18 protein-coding genes are annotated in these 19,559 nt (G+C 66.5%); 7 read left to right on the top strand and 11 right to left on the bottom strand.

Features of this window, described 5'->3' with window-relative positions; translation table 11 throughout:
• Positions 1 to 254: 254 nt before the first annotated feature.
• On the top strand, positions 255 to 602 hold the full coding sequence (locus tag ACXJJ8_RS02210) for a hypothetical protein (protein ID WP_499026628.1): 348 nt from the start codon (positions 255 to 257) through the stop codon (positions 600 to 602).
• Positions 603 to 616: 14 nt separating this feature from the next.
• Here ACXJJ8_RS02210 and ACXJJ8_RS02205 read toward each other — a convergent pair whose 3' ends face one another.
• The 5 genes from ACXJJ8_RS02205 to ACXJJ8_RS02185 form a co-directional block, all read right to left on the bottom strand.
• Positions 617 to 1,474 carry a PA4780 family RIO1-like protein kinase gene (locus ACXJJ8_RS02205; protein ID WP_499026627.1) on the bottom strand — a complete coding sequence of 286 codons (858 nt, stop codon included), beginning with the start codon at positions 1,472 to 1,474 and terminating at the stop codon, positions 617 to 619.
• A gap of 99 nt (positions 1,475 to 1,573) precedes the next feature.
• Complete coding sequence (locus ACXJJ8_RS02200) at positions 1,574 to 3,706, bottom strand: M36 family metallopeptidase (RefSeq protein WP_499026625.1); 2,133 nt, start codon at positions 3,704 to 3,706, stop codon at positions 1,574 to 1,576.
• 170 nt (positions 3,707 to 3,876) lie between these two features.
• Positions 3,877 to 4,431, bottom strand: coding sequence for a hypothetical protein (locus tag ACXJJ8_RS02195; RefSeq protein ID WP_499026624.1), 555 nt, complete (start codon positions 4,429 to 4,431; stop codon positions 3,877 to 3,879).
• 108 nt (positions 4,432 to 4,539) lie between these two features.
• Positions 4,540 to 5,478: an FG-GAP repeat domain-containing protein gene (locus tag ACXJJ8_RS02190; RefSeq protein WP_499026623.1), complete on the bottom strand. Its 939-nt coding sequence runs from the start codon at positions 5,476 to 5,478 to the stop codon at positions 4,540 to 4,542.
• A gap of 14 nt (positions 5,479 to 5,492) precedes the next feature.
• Complete coding sequence (locus ACXJJ8_RS02185) at positions 5,493 to 5,966, bottom strand: hypothetical protein (protein ID WP_499026621.1); 474 nt, start codon at positions 5,964 to 5,966, stop codon at positions 5,493 to 5,495.
• Between the two features lie 117 nt (positions 5,967 to 6,083).
• Between ACXJJ8_RS02185 and ACXJJ8_RS02180 the strand changes: the two genes are divergently transcribed.
• Positions 6,084 to 8,027: a winged helix-turn-helix domain-containing protein gene (locus ACXJJ8_RS02180; RefSeq protein ID WP_499026619.1), complete on the top strand. Its 1,944-nt coding sequence runs from the start codon at positions 6,084 to 6,086 to the stop codon at positions 8,025 to 8,027.
• Here ACXJJ8_RS02180 and ACXJJ8_RS02175 read toward each other — a convergent pair.
• A complete protein-coding gene (locus ACXJJ8_RS02175) occupies positions 7,979 to 10,180 on the bottom strand; it encodes a TonB-dependent receptor (RefSeq protein WP_499026618.1) in 2,202 nt (733 codons plus the stop codon). The two genes, ACXJJ8_RS02180 and ACXJJ8_RS02175, sit on opposite strands and share 49 nt — an antisense overlap.
• A 93-nt stretch (positions 10,181 to 10,273) precedes the next feature.
• On the bottom strand, positions 10,274 to 10,846 hold the full coding sequence (locus ACXJJ8_RS02170; protein WP_499026616.1) for a hypothetical protein: 573 nt from the start codon (positions 10,844 to 10,846) through the stop codon (positions 10,274 to 10,276).
• A 123-nt stretch (positions 10,847 to 10,969) separates the two neighbouring features.
• Here ACXJJ8_RS02170 and ACXJJ8_RS02165 point away from each other — a divergent pair, with 123 nt between their 5' ends.
• The 4 genes from ACXJJ8_RS02165 to ACXJJ8_RS02150 all read left to right on the top strand — a co-directional run bounded on the left by ACXJJ8_RS02165 (position 10,970) and on the right by ACXJJ8_RS02150 (position 16,030).
• A complete protein-coding gene (locus ACXJJ8_RS02165; protein ID WP_499026615.1) occupies positions 10,970 to 11,512 on the top strand; it encodes a gluconokinase in 543 nt (180 codons plus the stop codon).
• A 34-nt stretch (positions 11,513 to 11,546) separates the two neighbouring features.
• Positions 11,547 to 12,104, top strand: coding sequence for a YaeQ family protein (locus ACXJJ8_RS02160; protein WP_499026614.1), 558 nt, complete (start codon positions 11,547 to 11,549; stop codon positions 12,102 to 12,104).
• A gap of 15 nt (positions 12,105 to 12,119) precedes the next feature.
• Positions 12,120 to 13,310 (top strand): BaiN/RdsA family NAD(P)/FAD-dependent oxidoreductase, encoded by a 1,191-nt coding sequence (locus ACXJJ8_RS02155; RefSeq protein ID WP_499026613.1) that lies wholly within the window; start codon positions 12,120 to 12,122, stop codon positions 13,308 to 13,310.
• 104 nt (positions 13,311 to 13,414) lie between these two features.
• Positions 13,415 to 16,030: a M14 family zinc carboxypeptidase gene (locus ACXJJ8_RS02150; protein WP_499026611.1), complete on the top strand. Its 2,616-nt coding sequence runs from the start codon at positions 13,415 to 13,417 to the stop codon at positions 16,028 to 16,030.
• Between the two features lie 6 nt (positions 16,031 to 16,036).
• Here the strand turns inward: ACXJJ8_RS02150 and ACXJJ8_RS02145 are convergent, their stop codons facing one another.
• The 3 genes from ACXJJ8_RS02145 to ACXJJ8_RS02135 all read right to left on the bottom strand — a co-directional run bounded on the left by ACXJJ8_RS02145 (position 16,037) and on the right by ACXJJ8_RS02135 (position 18,361).
• Complete coding sequence (locus ACXJJ8_RS02145) at positions 16,037 to 16,408, bottom strand: hypothetical protein (protein WP_499026610.1); 372 nt, start codon at positions 16,406 to 16,408, stop codon at positions 16,037 to 16,039.
• An 81-nt stretch (positions 16,409 to 16,489) separates the two neighbouring features.
• Positions 16,490 to 16,864 (bottom strand): hypothetical protein, encoded by a 375-nt coding sequence (locus ACXJJ8_RS02140; RefSeq protein ID WP_499026608.1) that lies wholly within the window; start codon positions 16,862 to 16,864, stop codon positions 16,490 to 16,492.
• A 9-nt stretch (positions 16,865 to 16,873) separates the two neighbouring features.
• On the bottom strand, positions 16,874 to 18,361 hold the full coding sequence (locus tag ACXJJ8_RS02135) for an aminotransferase-like domain-containing protein (RefSeq protein ID WP_499026607.1): 1,488 nt from the start codon (positions 18,359 to 18,361) through the stop codon (positions 16,874 to 16,876).
• Here ACXJJ8_RS02135 and ACXJJ8_RS02130 point away from each other — a divergent pair.
• The gene (locus tag ACXJJ8_RS02130; protein WP_499026606.1) at positions 18,360 to 18,569 is read left to right on the top strand and encodes a DUF2909 domain-containing protein; all 210 of its coding nucleotides are present in this window, start codon (positions 18,360 to 18,362) and stop codon (positions 18,567 to 18,569) included. The two genes, ACXJJ8_RS02135 and ACXJJ8_RS02130, sit on opposite strands and share 2 nt — an antisense overlap.
• A gap of 69 nt (positions 18,570 to 18,638) precedes the next feature.
• Here ACXJJ8_RS02130 and ACXJJ8_RS02125 read toward each other — a convergent pair whose 3' ends face one another.
• Positions 18,639 to 19,460, bottom strand: coding sequence for an alpha/beta fold hydrolase (locus ACXJJ8_RS02125; RefSeq protein WP_499026605.1), 822 nt, complete (start codon positions 19,458 to 19,460; stop codon positions 18,639 to 18,641).
• Positions 19,461 to 19,559: the final 99 nt, after the last annotated feature.

Below are 19,559 nucleotides of genomic sequence, written 5' to 3'. Positions count from 1 at the left end.
GACGCACGCCGGGTACGCGACCGAGCGGCCGCGCACGTCGCACGGTGGATTGAACTGCGTACGATCTGCTTTCCGCGGTGCGTGAGCCATCCCCTGCTCGGTGCATCGGCGACAGGTCGACGCGATGGCTGTCGTGAGAAAGACTGTTTCCGCTCGCGGCATTGCCCCTTGGTGCTGATTGCACCAAGGCGCAATGGTCGCGCTGCACCGCGCATGCGATGAGTGCAGCACCTCCATCGACGCGGAAGTTTCGCATGTCACAAAATCTCGAATCGATCACCCTCACTCCGGAGCAGGCGGCGACGCTCATGCAGGCGCTCGCGCAGGTGGAGGCGGTGTTGAAAGAGCTGCCGCTGGCGCCCGTGCAGTGCGAGATGCGGTTCATGGGCACGAAGCGTGTCGAAGTGGTCGATGTCGCCGCGCCGGAAACGTTGCCGCCGGTCGCCAGCGTGGAGGAACGTGCGCCAGCACGTACGCCAGCACCTGGAGGTCGCCCTCTCCGCCTTCGGCAGCGGCTCCAGCGCCACCGCACGCGACGCCTGCACGCCACTGCGTCGACGAAGCAACTCGAACAGGAAATACCGGCCGCATTCCACGTTTGAATGGCGTCGGCAGATCAGTCGTTGCTTTCCGCCGCTTCCCGCCCCTGTTGGCGAATCACGGCCTCCTGTCGCGCATCCTCGATCGACATCAGCACCGCGCCCACGTCGGCCTCGTGCGTGCTGAAGTGGAACTTGCCGGTGAGCGCGGTGTCCGGTTGCAGTTCGCCGGCCTCGTACAGCGCCCACATCTCCTCGCCGTAATGCAGCATGTCGAGGTCCGGCGCGAAGAACGCGAGCGCCGAACGGAGCTTGTTGACGTCGCGCAACAGCATCGCGCGCGCGTGGTTGTTGCCCGCGGCGCTGACGGCCTGCGGCAGGTCGATGATCACCGGGCCGTGCGCATCCACCAGCACGTTGTACTCGGACAGGTCGCCGTGGATCATGCCCAGGCACAGCATGCGTACGACCTGGCGCACCAGGAAGACGAAGTATTCGCCTGCACGCTGCGCATCGAGTTCCACTTCGCTCAAGCGCGGCGCGCTGTGGCCTTCGCCGTCGACCACCAGTTCCATCACCAGCACGCCGTTGAAATAACCGAACGGCATGGGCACGCGCACGCCGGCCGCGCTGAGTTGGTACAGCGCATCGACTTCGGTGTTCTTCCAGGCTTCTTCCAGGGCTTTCTTGCCGTATTTGCTGCCCTTGTCCATGGCGCGTGCCTGGCGGCTGCCGCGGACCTTGCGGCCTTCCTGGTATTGCGCGCGCGCCTGGAAGCTCCGCTGGGCCATGTCTTTGTAGACCTTGGCGCAGCGCAACTCGTCGCCGCAGCGCACGACGTAGACCGACGCTTCCTTGCCGCTCTTGAGTTGGCGCAGGACGGCGTCGATCACGCCATCGTCGAGCAGGGCTTGCAGGCCGGCAGGGGTTTTCATAAGCGCGTGGCCTGGAACGGGCACGCATTATCGCCCACCCTCACAAGGAGAACGGCGACCCTTTCGGGCCGCCGTTGTCTTTACCTGGAACGAGGACGCTTACGGCGCGGCGCAAACCGCGGGCACCGCGAACGATTCGCGGATCACGACCTTGGTTCCGCGCGCCGAGCCATGCGCACCGACGCCGACACCGTATTTGGCGAACGCACGCCACACCAGGCATTCCTGGCCCACGTTGGTCAGCGAGGCGAGGATGCCATCGCGCATGTCTTCGAACGTCGGCTCGGCCGGCGTGTAGTTCATGCCATCGACGAGGACCGCCAGCGTCTGGTCGGCAGTGAAGCCTGCCTGCTGGAAGTTCGTCCACACCTGCCAGCCGATCGCGCCGTACACCTCGCCGTCGAAGTGCACTTCACTCCCCGTGATGTCGCCGTAGGTGCGCGAGTAATTCGTATACGGCTCGGTGCGCAGGCCGTTCGCGATGCCCGTGGAGTATTCGGCGACGACGTCGTTGTTGTTGACGATGACCGCGAGCACGTCGCTCATGCCTTCGCCGATCGCGCCGCCCAACGGGCCTTCCATGCGGCCGATCATGCGCCAAGTCAGGCCGTGGCCGTATTCGTGCCACACGATGTCGGAGTCCAGGTCGCCGTCGCGGCGGATCAGCGGCGGATCGATCACGCGGATGGTCGCTGCGATCGGCGAGGCAGCGCGGAGCGTGGCGCCCGCCGCCTGCGTCACCATGACCGCGGGAATCTGCGGCTCCGTGCCGCCCATGACGACCGGATCGCCGGCGCGGTTGTTCGCGACGATCAGGCCGACCGCGCCCGCCGCCACGGCGTTGGCCGCCTTGACGACGAAGTCGCACGTGCCGCGGTCGACCAGTGCGATGCGCCCGGCGACATTGGTGGTCAGTGCCTCGCAACCATCGGCGTTGCTGGCACCGCCGCCATCGAGCGCGGCGACGACCGTGCCCTGGAAGCCCGCAGGCGTGAACGGCGGCGAGAACTCCGCGCGACGCGCTGCGAACGTATTGCCGCCGGCGATCACTTGATGGTCCGGTTGCGGCGAAGACCACAGGTACATCTGCATGCGCGGATTGCGGCCGTCGCGTGGCGTCGCGAAGTTGGCGTTGTCGGTGCTGCCGCCGTCCTGCGCTTCGGCGTTCACGGAGTCGTTGCCCGTGCCTCCCAAGCCAAAATTGTTTTGTTGGAAGTTGCCCGCCGCTTCGTCGAAGCCGGCTGCATACAGGCGATCGTGGATCACGTTGTTGAGGTAAAACAGGTTCTGCACCGCGACGTCGGGGTTGTTGCCGACCGACGGCTGCACGCTGGGATCCAATGTCGCGAGGAAGCGGCGGTCCGACACGCGCGTGCCGCCGGCATCGGGCAGGCCGTTGTTGTCGGTGTCCAGATAGGCGTGGACGTTGTTGCCGGTGATGTTGTCGCTCAGGTGGCTGCCGTTGAACAACCAGTTCGTCGGTCCGCTGATGATCGCCTGCGGCGTCTTTTCCGGGTCCACCGTGAAGACGCGATAGTCGTCGCGCGCGGTGCGGTGGCTGGTGTCGAGCACGCGGCCGTCGCCGGAGACCAGCGTTTCGACGAGGTCGTTGCCGGCGTCGCGCCAGGTTTCGACGAGGAAACCGACTTGCAGGCCGCCATCGGACAGGGGCACGGCAACGCGCGTGACGATCGGCCCGTCGTGGAAACCCTTCGCTTTCGCGAACTTCGTTGCCGCGCCGATCTTCTGCAAGCGCGCGGGCGCAGCGCCGGGGATGTTGCGCGCGACGAGGGCGACGCGCAGCGCTGCGGCTTCGTCGACATTCGCGGCCTTCAGGCCCGTTGCCGGAATCGACGCAAGGTTTTCGATGACGCTCACCAGCGCGCCGTTGCGGCCGACGGCAGCCTTCACGTAAGCGCCATACACCCGCAGGCCACCGACTTCCTGCTGCATGCGCAGTTGGCGGACGCCCTTGCGGTCGGGCTTGTCCGAAAGCACGCGCAAGGCGTTGACGGCCCCGGCGCCGTGGCCCTTTCCACGCAGGAAGTTCGAGACGATGGTCGAAGGCGCGGCCTGCGACGGCGCGGTCAGCGCTTGTCCGTTGCCGGCGCGGGTGATGTGGGTGGCGGCGCGTTCGTCGCGCGATGTCGGGGTGGCGGCGGCCGCCTGGACAGCGAGGGCGACGGCAGCGGACAGCAGGCCGACCGCGCAGGTCGTTGCGAGGACTTTCATGCAGGGTAACTCCCGGAGTGGTGGGGGGAAGCACGGAGAACGCGAACATCGCCCCTTGCTCGCGTCGCCCGATTGGGCGACCGGGCTCGTTCGTTCCGGGTGAAAAACGCTCTACGGTCGCTTGGGTTCCTGAAGCCCGTGCAGAATCCTCACCATTGGCGCGGAGGGGATCAGGGTTCCGTCACCGGTCCCCACCGCATGTGGAAGTCGACGTTTTCGACGTTGTCGGGTTTCCCGCATCCACCGGCGACCAAGCCTTGGCAGGTCAGCACACGCCATCGGACTTTCGCGGGCGGCGGTAATGGCGAGCTGTCCGTCGTGAGTACGTGTGGCTTGTCGTATTCCAGGCGATCCAGTTTGGATCGGTAGCAAGGATCGGACGTGGGGCTGAACCAACAGGTGCCCGTCGGGGCGGCGGTGGCGCTGTAGTCGCAATAGGCAGAACCGGCCGCAGCGGGCTTGTGGCTGTCGCACTCCGGCCCTTGCGCCGTGCAGGAGAACTGCTCGTTCGCATCCTGGAACACCAGGCATCCACCGCCCGTCACGCCCGGTTTCCCATCCGGCATCAGGGCTTCCAGGTCGCCATCCGGTGCGCCGACGAGTCGAAACGATCCGGAGGCGGTTTGTTGTTGCACGTCCACCGGCCCCGGCTCGACTTTGAAGGATGTCGTGCCGAACGCACCGGCGAAGAATGCAGCGATCGCGAGCAACGCAGTCCGGCGCATCGGCATTCCCTGTGCAGGCCCACCCGAGCCAACGACGCGAGGTCGCCGTTGCCGGCCATGTCGGCGCCGGGCGGCCACGGACCGCTGCCGCGATCCGTGGCGCCGTGATCACCACTCCCAGGGATTCCGTTCGAACTCGCCGACGGCTGCAACGATCCATGCGGGGTTGGCGACCGTCGCCAATGGGAACTGCAATGCCGCGTTGGCCGACGGCCAGATCACGTTGCGTCCGCCGACTGCATCGCGCCACAGCACATCAGCGGTTCGGTCACCGTCGAAATCGCCGACGCCGACGACCTGCCAGCTCAGCCTGGACACCGTCGCGAGCGCCACGGCACGTGTCGCGAGCCCCCGATGCCAGACGACGTTCCGGCCGGTCGTGGAATTCCGCCAGAGAATGTCGGCCATCCTGTCGCCATCGAAATCACCCACGCCCGCGACCTCCCACGCGAGATTCGTGATCGCGGTCATTGCCCGAGGGGCGTGCGAGTCCGCGCGCAGCCAGATCGTATTGGCGCCCGTCGCCTGGTTGCGCCAGAGGACGTCGGCGTACATGTCGCCGTCGAAGTCGCCGATGCCCACGACTTTCCAAGCCGGAGGGACCGTGGCAAGGACGTCGTTGTAGCGGCCGTTGTTGCCCGTGCGCCACATCACGTTTCTTCCGGTCGCGGTGTCCCGCCACAGCAGGCTGTAGTGATCGTCGAAGTACCCGCCCCCCGCGAACGTCCAGGTTTGTTTGGGGATCGTCGGCAAGTCGTAGGCGGCCTCGACCTGTGCCGACACCCATTCCAGGTTGCGGCCGTCCGCCCGATTGCGCCAGATGACGCCCATGGCGCCGTGCAAGCCGGTCACCTTGGTCCCGACCACCTGCCAGTCGAGAGTCATGCTCGCGACCGGCTTGGTCTGCAGATGATTTCCACCTCTCCAGACCACGTTCGCACCGGTTGCGGTGTTGCGCCACAGGATGTCGGCCGTGTCTTGTGCAAACGCTGCCGGACAGGCGCAGCCAAGTGCGACTGCGATGCAGCATGCGAATTTGGTGTTCATGGCATCGCTCCGCGCTACTGCCGGGTGGAAACCGCGTGGCCGCACAACTCGCCCATGACGCTGCCGTCCGCCGCGAATCGCACGGCGTGGACCGGGCCGGCGACGCGCTTGCCGTCGTTGCTCATCAGGAACAGGCGGTCGACGGTCTGGTGGCCGTCGTAAGTTCCATCGGGCAGGTACCAGTCGAAGAGCAGGTGCATGCGGTATTGCCTGGTGTCGGCGTTGTATTTCCAGGTGCCGAGGCCTTCGACGCGCACGGGGTTCGGCGGCACGCTCTCGAGCATCGTGCCGCCTGCGTGGAACTGGAGGGTGTTCCGGATCTGGATCGGGTACTGGCCGCTGCCACAGGGGCCGACGGCCGCCTGGGTGCGCCAGATCCCGACGATCTTGTTGGCCGGGGTGTTGGGGCACCCGTTGGTCCAGGGGTCGACGGCGACCGCAGTGCTCGTCGCTGCGATGGCCGCGAGTCCGATGAGGAGGCCTTTCATCACCATGATCTTCTCCATTGGGGGCAGGGGCGCCTTGCGGCGCGGGGCGACCGTCCCCCTGCGATGGCCTGCCACGCCATCGATTTCCGGTGAAAGAATCTGAAATCTGGTGAATCCATGCCCCCTGCGGCCGCCCGGCGTTACCGCTTCACGACGTACCGCCTCGACACCCGGTCCCGGGAACTGCGCGAGGGCAACGGCGCGCCTCTGCCATTGACGGCGAAGGCCTTCGACACGCTGGCCTACCTGATCGAGCACCGTGACCAAGTCGTCTCGCGCGATGAATTGCTCAGTGCGGTCTGGCCCGGGCGCGTCGTCGAGGAAAACACGCTGACGCAGGCGATCGCGGCCCTGCGCCGCGCCTTCGGCACGCAAGGCGGCGAGCACCGTTTCATCGTCACCGTACCGGGGCATGGGTATCGGTTCGTCGCGGATGTGCAGGAAGACGACGCAACGGCAACGCCGAGTCCCGCGATCTCTGCCGTACCTCCGCCACCAAAACGATTGCGGCGCCCGATGCTCGTCGGCTTCGTCGCGCTGCTGGTGGTCGTCGCAGGCGGCGTCGCCGCGTGGCGCTCGCGCACGCCCGACGTGGAACCTGCGCAGGCGAACGCGACCTTGGCGGTGCTGCCGTTCCGCTCGCTCTCGAGCGGTCCGCAGGACGAGATGCTTTCGCTCGGCCTGGCCGATGCGCTGATCACGCGCATTGGCAGTTCGACATCGCTGCAGGTGCGCTCGCTGGCGTCGAGCCGGCGTTTCGACGACGCCGATCCGCTGGACGCCGGGCACAAACTGGGCGCGCGTTACGTCGTCGAAGGGACGACGCAGCGCGGTGGCGATCGCATCCGGGTCAGCGCGCGACTGATCGATGTGCAGAAGAGCCGGACACTGTGGTCCGGCACGTTCGACGAACGCTCCGGCAATGTGTTCACGCTGCAGGACACGCTGGCATCGGCGATGACCGACGCGCTCGCACTCACGCGCACCGACGTGGCGGTGCACAGCCCGTGCGATGGTGAAAACGCGGTGGCCTATCGCGCGTATCTCGCGGGTCGTTACCAACTGGATCGACCGAGCGGGCCGCGCATGCGCCAGGCGCTGGCGTCGTTCGCCCGCGCCATCGACCTCGATCCGACCTGCGCCCGCGCTTACGCCGGCATGGCGTATGCGTATCGTGCGTCGGTCATGACAGGCGACGCGGATCCGCGCGTGGCGTTTCCCCTCGCGCAAGCCGCCATCGCGCGTGCGCTGGCCATCGACCCACGGCTCGCCGAAGCGTATTCGTCGCGCGGCTTCGTGCAATTCTGGTACGACTGGGATTGGGAAGCGGCCGAAGCGTCGCTCAAGCACGCGATCGAACTCAATCCCAGCCTGGCCGAAGCGCACCTCGCGTATGCGCACCTGCTGGCGAACATCGGCCGCCACCAGGAATCCGCGGTGCAGGCACGGCAGGCCTACGCGCTGAATCCGCTGTCGCCGTTGGTGTGCATGCTGGTGTCCTCCTTCCTCGAAGAAGCCGGCTATGCGGACGAGGCGCAACGGATCCGTGCAAGCGCGCTCGCCATCGAACCGGACTTCTGGGTCACCTCGATGGCGCGCGGCCTGATGAAGATCCGGAAGGGCGACCGCGCGGGCGGGCTGGCGCAGATTCGCCGCGCAACGACCCTGTGCGGCGACTGCTCCCTCGCCCTTGCGTCGCTGGTGCAGGGTGAACTGGCTGCGGGAGACCGGGCCGCTGCCGAGCGCATCCGCGATGCACTCGACCGTCGGTCGCAAACCGGCTACGTCCCCGGAAGCAACCTCGCGCTTGTGTACAACGCGCTTGGCGATCGCGACGGAGCGTTGGCACAGCTCGAGCGGGGGTATCGCGAACGCGACGTCCGCATGACCTTCATCGAAGTCGATGCGAACTGGGACAACCTGCGCAAGGACCCGCGGTTTGCCGCATTGCGCGCACGCATGAACTTCGCAGGCCCACGCGCGGTGGATCCGCCGCCGACGCCGGCCCCGGATCAGAAGGAATACGTGATCGACAGTGCCAAGGTGCGCGGCGCGCCGTAGTAGGCAGTGGCCAGGCCGACGAATTCAAACCAGAAGCTCCCCGTTCGGTACACCTTGTCGGAGAGGTTCTGTCCGATCAGCGCGACTTCCCAATCATGCTTCGGCGATGCCCACGTCAGCGAGGCGTTCCACACCGTGTGCCCAGGCTGCAGGACGATGGGAGCGACGTCGGTCGTCGGGTACAGCGCGCCCTGGAAGCTGACGTCGAGTCGCGCGTCGAAGGCGCTGCCGCCCGGGAGTGCCCATTCGCCGATCGCGCTTGCGCCCGCCGTCCAGTCCGGTGCGTTCGGGAACCGCGCGGTCGCGGCGATGTCGGTGCCTCCGCTGATGTATTCGCCGTATCTCGTGTCCAGGTAGGCGACGTGTCCGAGCAGGCGCAGGTGTTCGCCCGTTCGCGCCGAAGCCTCCAGCTCGACACCCTGCATCGTGCCCTGGCCGGCATTGCGGAAATCCCCGAACGTATCGTCGTCGATGCCATTGCCATCGGTGTCGATGGGCACCGCGGCGCTGAGCTGGATGTCGCTGTAGTGGGTGTGGAAAACCGCGGCGTCCAGGGTGATGCGCCCGTCGCGCCATTGCGCTTTGGCGCCGAGCTCGAGCGACGTGGCGGTTTCATCCTGCAAGGGCAGCGCGGACGCAGGCACGGCAACCGTGTCGGCACGAATGTTGTAGGTGCCGCCCTTGAAGCCACGCGTGGCCTGAAGGTAATACATCGCCGTCTCGGTCGGTTTCCAGGTCAACGCGATGCGCGGCGAGAAGGCGCTGAACGTCGTGGTGTCCGTGAAGTACGCGCGAAAGGCAAACGTGTGCAGGAACGTCGGATCGGTGAATCGCGAGATCACGGATGCGCGCTTGTCCTCATGTGTGTAACGCAGGCCGAGTTCCGCGGTCGCCTGCGCGGTCATGTCCCAGGACACATCTGCGTACAGCGCGTTGGTGCGCGTCCAGACGGCGCCGCTGGTCACGGCGAAAAACACGCCGCCGTTGACGACGTTCCCGGCACCGGCGGCTTCGCCGTCCGACCAGTAAAGGCCTGCCACCGCGTGCGTGTTTCCGCGGTTCCATTGCAACTGGAATTCCTGCGAGGTCTGTTCGTCGTGGAAATCCCGGTTGAGTGTCGCCACCGGTTGCGGGAGTGTGTCGAAGTCCACGTAGCCGAACGAATCCCCCGTGCGCCGCGCGGTGACCGATTTGAACCGCCAGACCTCGTCGATCGCCCAGTCGACGGTGAGCGAGCCGCCTTCGGCATCGGTGTCGTCCCGGTTCGGCGCATCGCTGCGGACATCGAAACGGCCGGGGTCGGGGGGCGTGTACGGTGGGAACGGGCTGGTCAGCAGGCGATGCGCCCCGATGACATGGGAACGGTCGCGATAACGATCCCAGGCGAGGCGTACATCCACGCTTTCTGCCGGCAGCCAGTCGAAGGTGGCGCGCATCACGCTCGCGTCGCGATCCGAGACGTCTTCGCCCGTGACGAGGTTCCTCCCGTAGCCATCGCGCGTGTAGCGACCGAAGGCGAATCGCGAAAGGAAGGTGTCGCTGAAGGGAATGTTGATCAGCGCCTTTCCGTCGAGGCGACCGTAGTCCCCCGCCGTGACGGATACGCTGCCGGAAAAGTAGGGTTCCGGCGACCGCGTGATGTATTTGATCGCGCCGCCGATGGTGTTCTTGCCGTATAGCGTGCCCTGCGGTCCGCGCAGCACTTCGATGCGTTCGACGTCGAGGATGTCGAGCAACGCCGCCTGCGGACGCGCGAGATACACATCGTCGATGTAGATCGCCACGGCCGGCTCCACGCCCCAGACCGGGTCGTACTGGCCCACGCCGCGAATGGTGGCCGTCACGGCGCTGTTGAACGCGCGCGCGTTGTAGAGCACGAGGTTCGGCGTGGCTGCTGTCAGCGCTGTCAAGTCGTCGGCCGCGCGCGACTTCAGCTCGCTTCCATCCAGGGAGGTCACCGCGATGGGCACATCCTGCAGAGCTTCGTCGCGACGCCGTGCAGTGACGATGACGCGGTCGAGCTCGGTGGGCGTTGCGCTCTCCGCGCTCGGTGCCGGGAAGGAATCCTGCGCGAACGCCACGCGCGCAAGCGCCATCGCCAGGAGCGGCGACGCGCTGCGTGCGGCAGTCCAGCCACGTGTGCGCTCCGGCACCGGAGTTCCTCCGAACGCCGGCGTTGGCGGCCGACCCAGTCAGGAACGCGGGGCGGGGTGGGTCTCGGCCAGTGCGCCGCCGCACTTCGTTGCTCACATTCGGACGTAGGAATAGATCCCGAAGATCCAGGAGAACACGACCAGCAAGATCCCGACCGAACACACCATCTGCACCTTGCGGCTTTTCGACAATGCCGCGATGAAGCAGAGCACCGCCATGCCCAGGTTCGTAACGAGATAGCCGGGACCCAGGCTCCTGAAATGCGCGATCCCTTTCAACCGCGTATCCACCAGGTCGAGCAAGGGGTAGAACGCGAGTAGTCCGAAAATAAGCCGGTGGTTCCTGTGGTACATCGCGTGGATGTCCAGCGGCCTTTCGTCCCAATCGGGCGGAAGCAGTTGTGCGGCCATCGTCACGAGCAGTGGATTGAGCAATACGAACCACGTCGTCGGATAAGACCAGTTGGTGGTGTCGCGCCATGAAAAGACGCCCCACCAGCAATCGACGAGGACAACGAGGATGATCGCGTTGCAAAGCAGGTAAGCCGCGTCGAATTGATGGCTGCCGCGCCTCCTGAGCAGCTGCCCGAATCCGAACAGGACCTGCGAGATGCTCAGGCCGACGACGATCGAGACCAGTACGCCGAGGTGTCCGAATGCGAGCATGGTTCGTGCGCCTTCAGTCAGCGACGGGCGGACGCGGCGTCGGATGGGCCTGTTATCCGGGTCCGGTTAACAAGCCGACGCAGAAGTGGGCGGGAACGGGCCAACGCATGCCAAGCTGACGGCATGCCACCGCGTCCACGCGCCATCGTCGTCATCGGAGTCGCGGGCAGCGGCAAGACCACGGTCGCGCGCGCACTGGCCGCGCACTACGGCGATGTGTTCCTCGACGCCGATGATTTCCACACCCACGATGCGAAGGCGCAGATGGCGGCTGGGGAGCCGTTGAACGACGCGCAGCGCGCGCCGTGGGTCGGTGTACTGGAACGTGCATTGCGCGAGCACGCGGGCCGGGGCCGCTCGATCGTGCTGGCGTTCTCGGGTCTGCGTGCCGCGCATCGGCAATGCCTGCGCGAGAGTGGCATGCCGACGCGCTTCGTGTTCCTTCACGCGTCGCCGTTGGTGATCGCGGAACGACTGGCCGGGCGCACCGGTCATTTCATGCCCCTGCATCTGTTGGCCAGCCAGCTCGATGCGCTGGAGCCGCCGACCGGGGAGCAGGACGTCGTCGTCGTGGATGTCGCAGGTCCGCATGCGCAGGTGCTCGAGCAGGTCATTGCGGCATTGGACGCCACGACGGTCCCCGCAGCGTCACCGCCAAGCGACTAGACTCCGCATCCCGTTCCCGCAAAGCACCCGACCCATGGCGCTCAAGGCCACCGTCATCAAGGCCGAGCTTCAGCTCAGCGACCTGGACCGACATCACTACGCGACGTACCCGCTCACCCTGGCCCAGCATCCCTCGGAAACGGACGAGCGGCTGATGGTGCGGTTGGTGGCCTTTGCGCTGTTCGCCGACGAGCGCCTGGAATTCGGCAGGGGCCTGAGCAACGAGGAAGAGCCCGATCTGTGGCGGCGCGATTACACCGGGCAGATCGAGCAATGGATCGACCTCGGGCAGCCCGACGAGTCGCGCATTCGCAAGGCGTGCGGCCGCGCGCGGCAGGTCATCGTCGTGAATTACGCCGGGCGCGCCGCCGATCTTTGGTGGGAAAAAATTGCAGGTGGCCTTTCGCGCCTGGGCAACCTCACCGTCATCGACATCGACGGGGCGACGGTCGATGCGCTGGCCGCGATGTTCCAGCGCAGCATGCAGCTCAACGCGCTGCTCCAGGACGGCGAGCTGCAGTTGATGGGCGACGGCGGAACGGTCGCCTTCCACCCGCGCATCCGCATGGCGGCGGCCGCGAAAGCGGCCTGATCGCGGAGCCCGCGGATGAGTGCGCATTTCGACGCCGTGGTCATCGGCGGAGGTGCCGCCGGGCTGATGTGCGCGTTGACCGCGGGCCGGCGCGGCAAGCGCGTGCTGGTCGTCGAACACGCCAACCGCGTCGGCAAGAAGATCCTGATGTCCGGCGGCGGGCGCTGCAATTTCACCAACACCGGCGCCTCGCCCGACAACTACCTGTCCGCCAATCCGCACTTCTGCAAGTCGGCCCTGGCGCGCTACACGCCGTGGCAGTTCATCGCCATGGTCGAGCGCCACGGCATCGCGTATCACGAGAAAGAGTTGGGGCAGTTGTTCTGCGATGTCTCGTCCAAGTTGATCGTCAAGATGCTGCTGGACGAGTGCGACGCCGCCGGCGTGCGCGTGGAAACCAGCTGCAGCATCGAGCGCGTGAACCACGGCGACAGCGAGGAGGCGCGGTTTCGTTTGCATACCACGCACGGTGTGTTTTCTGCGCCGGCGTTGGTGGTTGCGTGTGGCGGGCTGTCGATTCCCAGCATGGGTGCGACGGGATTCGGCTATGAACTGGCGCGGCAGTTCGGTCACGCCGTGTTGCCCACTCGCGCGGGGCTCGTGCCGCTCACGCTGAGCGGCAAACATCAGGAGCGCCTCGCCGACCTCAGTGGCGTGGCATTGCCCGTGACCGCGCGATGCAACGGCGCCAGTTTCAGCAACTACTTGCTGGTCACGCATCGCGGCGTCAGCGGTCCGTCGATCCTGCAGATCTCTTCGTTCTGGCAACCGGGCGATGAACTCCGCCTGGATCTGCTGCCCGGCCAGGATGCTTTGGAAGCCTTGCAGCAGTGGCAACGCGATCGCCCGGCGGCCGAGCTCAAGACGGTGCTCGGCGACGTGCTGCCCAAGCGCTTCGCCCAACGACTGTGCGAACACTGGCTACCGAATCGGCCGATGAAGCAATACAACGCGCCGCAACTGCGCGAGATCGCGCAAGTCCTGGGCGACTTCTTACTGGTGGCGAGTGGCACCGAGGGGTATCGCACCGCGGAGGTCACGTTGGGTGGCGTCGACACGGACGAGCTGTCTTCCAGCACGATGCAGTCCAGACGCGTGCCCGGGCTGCATTTCATCGGCGAAGTCGTCGACGTCACCGGTTGGCTGGGGGGCTACAACTTCCAGTGGGCGTGGGCCTCGGGGCATGCCGCCGGAAACGCGATCTAGGCGCCGGGGCCGCAGGCCCGTGCGGGCGATTCCCCCGCTTTCACCTCGGCTTCCCAAGCTCAGCGGAACAGTACGGGCCTCTGAATTGCCCTCGGACGTCCCGCATGCCGGCTCGCCAGCCCCGTCGCCGCTTCCTCGCTGTTCGCCTCGCAGCCGCCCTGGCCCTCGTTCCCGCGGTGGGGCTGCTCACCGCAGCCACGCCGGTCGACGGGTTCAACGGGGACCCCGACCGCCTGGTCCTGGTCACGGTGCACTGGGCCAACCGGGCGCAGTTGCAGCAGATCGCCGGCCGCTTCGACCATTTGCGGATCGACGAAAAGCGCCACACCGCGCAGGTGGAGGCCAACGCCGCGGACCTGGCGATGCTGCGCGGCATGGGCCTGCGCGCGGAAATCGACGACGCGGCCACGCAGCGGATGCGCAAGGGCGAATCGCRGATGGCGAAGGCGCTCGCAGGGCAGGCCAGCCTGACCGCGCAGAACGCGATTCCCGGCTTCGTCTGCTATCGCACCGTCGAGGAAACCTATTCGACGATGGACCAGCTCTCGGCGAAGTACCCGTCGCTGGCGAGCGTGGTCGACATCGGCCCGACCTGGGCATGGGCGAAGACCGGCGGTGCGCAGGGCTATCGCATGCGCGTGCTGCGGTTGAACAACGCCGCCACCGACGCCACGGTCCCCAACAAGCCGAACATGGTCGTGCTCGCCGCCATCCATGCACGCGAATACACGACCGCCGAACTCACCACGCGTTTCGCCGAGTGGTTGGTCAAGGGCTACGGCACCGACCCCGATGCGACGTGGATGCTCGACAACTTCCGGTTCCACTTCTTGCTCCAGGCCAATCCGGACGGGCGCAAGAAAGCCGAGTCCGGCTTGTCCTGGCGCAAGAACACCGACACGGACAACGGGCCGTGCAGCGCCAACGCCTACGGCGTCGACCTCAATCGCAATTTCGGTTGGCGCTTCGGCACGGTGGCGAACGGATCGAGCCCCGATCCGTGCAACGTGACCTACCGCGGGCCAGCCGCGCAGTCGGAAAACGAAGTGCAGAACGCGGTGCGCTACATCCTCGGCACGCCGGGGGCGGGCGGCACGTACAGCGGTGGCATCCTTCCCGACCGTCGCACCGACACGGGCGTGGCGCCGGCCGACTATCGCGGGATGTTCCTCGACATCCACAGCTTCTCGCAGCTGGTGTTGTGGCCGTGGGCGAACACGCAGACCAACGCGCCGAATGGACCGGCGCTGCAGACCCTCGGTCGCCGCCTGGCGTATTTCAACAACTACAAGCCGGTGCAATGGATCGGCCTGTACGCCGCCGATGGCACGAACACCGACACCGTGTACGGCGTGAGCGGGGCGCCGAGTTACACCATCGAATTGGGGCAGGAATTCTTCGAGGATTGTTCGACCTTCGAGTCCACCACGTATCCGCAGAACTTCAACGCGCTGAAATACGCGGCGCGCAACCTGATGAATCCCTACACCTCGCCGGGCGGGCCGGACACGACCGCGGTGCGGGGTTCGGCGATCTCGGTGGAACGCGGGCGGGCCCTCGCGGTCTCGGCGTGGTTCGACGACTCGCGTTACAACCAGAGCAACGGCACCGAGTCCGTGCAGGCCGTCACGAGCGCCGCCGCCTACCTGGATGCCGCGCCCTGGGCGAGCGGCGCGGCGCCGATCGCCATGCGCGCGTCCGATGGTGCGTTCAACGCCGCGCGCGAACTGTCGGTCGTCAACATCGACACGAGCACGCTCGCCTACGGGCGCCACGTGGTGTACGTGCGCGGCACCGATGCCTCGGGGCAGGTCGGCACGCCGAGCGCGGTCTACTTCACCGTGCGCCGGCACGTCCCCGACGACGACTACGACGGCGACCGCCGCTCCGACGTGTTCTGGCACAGCAACACGGGCCAGAATGTGATCTGGCGCCGCGCGAACAAGGCCACGACCACCGCCGTCTCGGCCACCGCCGCCGGCTGGCGCGTTGCCGGGCAGGGCGACTTCGACGGCGACGGGCATTCCGATCTGTTCCTGCGGCAATCCTCGTCGGGCCAGAGCGTGATATGGCGTTCGGGGAACAGCGCGGCCACGATCGCGGTGAAGACGGTCGGCGGCGGTTGGGAGCCCGCGGGCTTCGGCGATTTCAACGCCGACGGACGCACGGATGTGTTGTGGCACAACCCCAATGGGTCCAACAGCCTGTGGTTGTCGGGGAATGCCGCGACACCACGCGCGGTCGCGTCCGTCGCCGCGGGCTGGACGGTCGCCGGCGTCGGCGACTTCAACGGCGATGCCATCGCCGACATCCTGTGGCGCAACACGGGCACCGGGGCGAACGTGATCTGGCGGTCGGCCAACAGCGGCGCCGCGCAGGGCGTGGCGGCAACGGACCTGGATTGGAAGGTGGTCGGCATCGGCGACTTCGACGCCGACGGCACGTCCGACATCCTCTGGCGCAACACCGCCAACGGCGGGAATACGATCTGGCGCGCGGCCAACAACGCGACCACGATCGCGGTCGCCAGCGTGTCCACGGCGTGGCGCGTGGCGAACGTGGGCGACTACGATGGCGACGGCTTCGCCGACATCCTCTGGCGCCACCCGCAGAGCGGGCAGAACGTGATCTGGCGGAAAGGCGCGAACGCCACGACGCAGGCGGTTGCGGTGGTCAACCCGGCCTGGTCGGCGGTGCCCTACGAAAACCAGGCGTACTGATCGCGCTCAGAGCGTTCCTTTCAACCACGCCAGCGCATGCTGGCGTTCATGGAACCGCCGGAGGGTGAAGTGCGCGGCTTCGCCGGCCTGCACCATCGGCCCGTCGTAATCGTCGGGCGGATTGAGCAGCGCGATGCGTGCGCCGCGCGGGAACGTGGATTGCTGCCACGCTTCGCGAACCGCCTCGGCGTGCTCGGCGTCGACCGGGCCGGTCGGCATCGCGCGCGTGAAGTCGATCAGCAGTTGCTTGACCCAACCATCCTTCAGGCGCTGCTGCATCTCGTGTACCGCGCGCACGCGCACGCGATGGTCGATCTCGCCGATGTAGCAGACCTCGAACAACGTGGCGTCATCGGACAGGCGCAGCAGCGTGGTCATCAAGGAAAGGTTACCGAAGGAGACTGAACCTCTCCATTCGACGTAAGCGGCCGGAGCGAGCGGCCATTGCGCCGCGCGCCGTCAGAGTCGTCCGCGCAACCAGGCCAATGCATGCGACCGGTCATGGAAACGACGGCCCACGAAATGCGCCGCCATACGCCCCACCTGGATCGCGTCGTGGTCGTACTGCGCGGGCGGGTTGAGGAAGGCGATGCGCGAGCCGCGCGGATAGGTCGCGCGCGAAAGCGTATTGCGGAATCGCTCCACCTCGGCGGGGTCGGGCGTGTCCACCGTCCAGGAATCGCTGAAATCGATCAGGATCTGCTTCACCCAACAGTCCTTCAGCCGCCGCTGCGTGGCTTCCACCGCGCGCGTGCGCATCGCGTAGTCGAGTTCGCCCACGTAGCGCACTTCGAACATGCGTGCGTCGTCGGAGAGGCGGCAGAGAATGGTCACCCCGGCATTTTAGGGGCTTGCGGCGAGCCGGCCGAGGTGATGGATGGCATTGGCCACGGTTTCGTTCAGCGGATGGCCGCAGTTGATGCGGACGCAGTCCACGAAATTGCGTGATGCGCTGAACAGCGGGCCCGGTGCGAGGCTGATGCCGGCGGCCATGGCCTGGCGCGCCAGGCGCATGGCATCGGTGCCTGCGGGCAGTTCCACCCACAGGAAGTAACCGCCGCCCGGGCGGCTGATGCGCGTGCCCGCGGGGAAGGCCGCCCCGATCAGTTCGGCATAGGCATCTCGCTGGCTGCGCATGCGTGCGCGCAGCGCGCGCAAGTGGCGTTCATAGTGGCCGCGCGCGAGATAGTGGGCGAGCGCTTCCTGCGCGGGCACCGACGTGGCGAGCGACGCGGCGAGTTTCTGTTGCGCCACCTCGCGCGCGAAGCGGCCCGCGGACACCCAACCCACGCGCAACCCCGGCGCCAGCGATTTCGAGAACGAGCTGCAGTGCAGCACCCAACCATCGCGGTCGAAGGCTTTGGTTGATGCGGGGCGTTCGTCGCCCGCGTACAACTCCATGTAGGCGTCGTCTTCCACCATCGGAAGCGCGTGTTTGTGCAGGAGTTCGACGAGTGCGCGTTTCTTCCCGGCATCCATCGTGGCGGTGAGCGGGTTCTGGAAGTTCGTCATCAGCCAGAGCGCCGCGGGCTGGTGATCGACGATCGCCTGTTCGAGCGCGGCCAGGTCGATGCCGCTGCGCGGATCGGTCGCGACTTCGATCGCGCGCAGGCCGAGGCGTTCGATCGCCTGCAGGCAGGCGTAGAAACAGGGCGATTCCACCACCACGGCGTCGCCGGGTTTGCTCACCGCCGCCAGCGCGAGGTTCAAGGCTTCCATCGCGCCATTGGTGACGATGATGTCGTCCACGTGCGTGCTGACACCGTCGAGCAGATAACGCGTGGCGATTTGCCGGCGCAGTCCTTCGTGGCCGGGCGTCAGCGATTCGACGCTGCTCCACGCATCGAGCCTGGTCACCGTTTGCGCCATCGTGCGCGCTAGTTGCTGCCACGGAAACAACGCAGGGCTCGGGAATGCGGAGCCGAGCGGAATGACGTCGCGCGAGGCGGTGGCCTGCAAGGTCGCGTAGATCAGGTCGGTGATCGCGACGGCGCGCGGGGCAGTATCGGGATTGGAGGGCGTGCGCGGTTCGGCGGGCACATGCGCGGGCGCTTGCGCGACGTAGTAACCCGAGCGCGGTCGCGCACGCACCAGGCCCCGTGCTTCCAGCAGGTAATAGGCCTCGAAGACGGTCGCCGGGCTGACGTGCCGGCTGGCGGTGAGCTGGCGGACGGAGGGCAGGCGATCGCCCGGGCGCAGCGTGCCGTTGGCGATGGAGGCGGCGATGTCGCCGGCCAGCGCGGCGTAAAGCGTACGACCATCTGATCCGGTCGAATCGGCCGCGTCTGAGTCTGTCGGCCCCGGCGGGCCCTGCCTATCCTTCCGGGCCATGAAAACCCTCGTGATCGTCGCGTTCCTGGCCGTGATCCTCTACAACCTCGGCGCGGGCCTCTATTACATGCTCGTCGACGACGCGACCAGCAAGCGCACGGTCAACGCGTTGACGAAACGGATCGCATTGTCGGTCATGTTGATCCTCGGCGTAGTGATCGCCGGGGCCCTGGGGGTGATCGATCTGCATGGAGTCAATCCGGGGTGAGCCCCGTTTCGTAGCTTTACCAGCGCAGCCCGAAAGCCCCTCCCCGAATCAGAGAGGGGCTTGAGCCACTCAGCTCTTGAAGAACGCCAGCAGATCCTTGTTGATCACGTCCGCATGCGTCGTCGCCATGCCGTGCGGGAATCCTTTGTAGACCTTCAGCGTGCCGTTCTTCAGCAACTTGCTCGAGAGCAACGCCGAATCAGCGATCGGCACGATCTGGTCGTCGTCGCCATGCATCACCAGCGTGGGGACGGTGATGCTCCTGAGGTCCTCGGTGAAGTCGGTTTCGGAGAACGCCTTGATGCACTCGTAGTGCGCGTTGGTCGCGCCCATCATCGCCTGGCGCCACCAGTTCTGGCGGATGGCTTCGTCGATCGGCGTGCCTTCGCGGTTGAAACCGTAGAAGGGCATCGGGACGTTCCAATACAAACCCGCGCGATTGGCGGCCAGGTCCTTGCGGAAGCCGTCGAACACTTCGATCGGCGTGCCGCCGGGATTCTTGTCGGACTTCACCATGATCGGCGGCACGGCGCCGAGGATGGCAAGTTTCGCGACGCGGTCCTTGCCGTGTTTCGCAACGTAACGCACGGCTTCACCACCGCCGGTGGAATGGCCGACGTGGATGGCGTCGCGCAGGTCGAGCTTCTGCACGAGGGCGGCGACGTCGGCGGCATAGGTGTCCATCTCGTGGCCACCGGAGGTCTGCGTCGAGCGGCCGTGCCCGCGGCGGTCATGGGCGATGACGCGATAACCCTGCTGCAGGAAAAACTGCATCTGCGTGTCCCAGTCGTCGCCGGACAGGGGCCAGCCGTGGTGGAAGACGATGGGTTGGCCCTGGCCCCAATCCTTGTAGAAGATCTGGGTGCCGTCTTGCGTGGTGATATGGGACATGTGCGTTTCCTTGGGTTGGTCGCGTGGGGCGACCCGGATAACGTAGTCCCGCGGGGTGACCAACGGTAGACATGGCGGATGATGCAATGCGTTGCGCAT

It is taken from the genome of Lysobacter sp. P5_C4 (assembly GCF_054049695.1).
This window is presented reverse-complemented; position numbering and strand designations above follow the sequence as displayed.

Excerpts from the sequence above, each read along its gene's own strand:
- ACXJJ8_RS02145 (WP_499026610.1), bottom strand. The coding sequence starts at position 16,408 with ATGACCACGCTGCTGCGCCTGTCCGATGACGCCACGTTGTTCGAGGTC.
- ACXJJ8_RS02165 (WP_499026615.1), top strand. The coding sequence starts at position 10,970 with ATGCCACCGCGTCCACGCGCCATCGTCGTCATCGGAGTCGCGGGCAGC.
- ACXJJ8_RS02155 (WP_499026613.1), top strand. The coding sequence starts at position 12,120 with ATGAGTGCGCATTTCGACGCCGTGGTCATCGGCGGAGGTGCCGCCGGG.
- ACXJJ8_RS02130 (WP_499026606.1), top strand. The coding sequence starts at position 18,360 with ATGAAAACCCTCGTGATCGTCGCGTTCCTGGCCGTGATCCTCTACAAC.
- ACXJJ8_RS02170 (WP_499026616.1), bottom strand. The coding sequence starts at position 10,846 with ATGCTCGCATTCGGACACCTCGGCGTACTGGTCTCGATCGTCGTCGGC.
- ACXJJ8_RS02185 (WP_499026621.1), bottom strand. The coding sequence starts at position 5,966 with ATGAAAGGCCTCCTCATCGGACTCGCGGCCATCGCAGCGACGAGCACT.
- ACXJJ8_RS02135 (WP_499026607.1), bottom strand. The coding sequence starts at position 18,361 with ATGGCCCGGAAGGATAGGCAGGGCCCGCCGGGGCCGACAGACTCAGAC.
- ACXJJ8_RS02160 (WP_499026614.1), top strand. The coding sequence starts at position 11,547 with ATGGCGCTCAAGGCCACCGTCATCAAGGCCGAGCTTCAGCTCAGCGAC.
- ACXJJ8_RS02195 (WP_499026624.1), bottom strand. The coding sequence starts at position 4,431 with ATGCGCCGGACTGCGTTGCTCGCGATCGCTGCATTCTTCGCCGGTGCG.
- ACXJJ8_RS02210 (WP_499026628.1), top strand. The coding sequence starts at position 255 with ATGTCACAAAATCTCGAATCGATCACCCTCACTCCGGAGCAGGCGGCG.
- ACXJJ8_RS02125 (WP_499026605.1), bottom strand. The coding sequence starts at position 19,460 with ATGTCCCATATCACCACGCAAGACGGCACCCAGATCTTCTACAAGGAT.
- ACXJJ8_RS02205 (WP_499026627.1), bottom strand. The coding sequence starts at position 1,474 with ATGAAAACCCCTGCCGGCCTGCAAGCCCTGCTCGACGATGGCGTGATC.
- ACXJJ8_RS02190 (WP_499026623.1), bottom strand. The coding sequence starts at position 5,478 with ATGAACACCAAATTCGCATGCTGCATCGCAGTCGCACTTGGCTGCGCC.
- ACXJJ8_RS02200 (WP_499026625.1), bottom strand. The coding sequence starts at position 3,706 with ATGAAAGTCCTCGCAACGACCTGCGCGGTCGGCCTGCTGTCCGCTGCC.
- ACXJJ8_RS02180 (WP_499026619.1), top strand. The coding sequence starts at position 6,084 with ATGCCCCCTGCGGCCGCCCGGCGTTACCGCTTCACGACGTACCGCCTC.